The sequence below is a fragment of the Prevotella sp. ICM33 genome, from assembly GCF_000517825.1.
In the GTDB taxonomy this organism is placed as follows: Bacteria; Bacteroidota; Bacteroidia; order Bacteroidales; family Bacteroidaceae; genus Prevotella; species Prevotella melaninogenica.
Window position 1 is genome coordinate 1 of the sequence record NZ_JACD01000084.1, and the last position, 603, is coordinate 603.

A 603-nucleotide genomic window follows, 5' to 3' on the forward strand; every position below is an offset into this window, starting at 1 on the left:
ATGCCCAAAAGTGAGTTTAAAAGACGATTCAAGAATAAAGAGTAAGGTTATTCTGCAATGAGTGGGAATTGTATCAGCAAGTAGGGGAGAATGAAAATCCAAGCACATTAGTTATGAAAAATATCTTTAAATATATTCCAATGGTCACCTTAGGTCAAATCTTAGGTACAGCAGTCTTTTTTCCTTTGCTGTGTTTCCTTATCGCTATATTTTATTATTCAAATAAGTATAACGATGATGCAGAACAGTATTACGAAGATTATATGAATAATTCTTATGACATAGAGGTTGCAATGCCTGAAGAGAAGTCAAAGTGTTATCTTAAGAATCAAGACGAAGATGTCAAGACGGTGGAAACCTTTAGAACAAGAATGGTTAATAATTATTTTGCGAATCCAAGTGGATGGTATATTCCCTTTTTCTCTGTAGAATATAAGAAGTATCTTAGTATAATGTACTTTGTTGATACGAGTCAGATGTATTGGCCTTATGGACGGAAGGTTATCTTGACTGTCAACTGGGATGATATGAATAATCCCGAGTATGGAACAAAGGAGAACCCTGTGCCAGTATTGAAGGATATTGGCGTAGACGAGTCTATCC

1 protein-coding gene is annotated in these 603 nt (G+C 35.2%); it reads left to right on the forward strand.

Translation table 11 applies throughout. The features are described 5' to 3' along the window. Positions 1–113: 113 nt before the first annotated feature. Positions 114–603, forward strand: a 490-nt coding sequence (locus tag HMPREF1505_RS10360) for a hypothetical protein (protein WP_036925171.1), incomplete at its 3' end; no start/stop codon positions are given.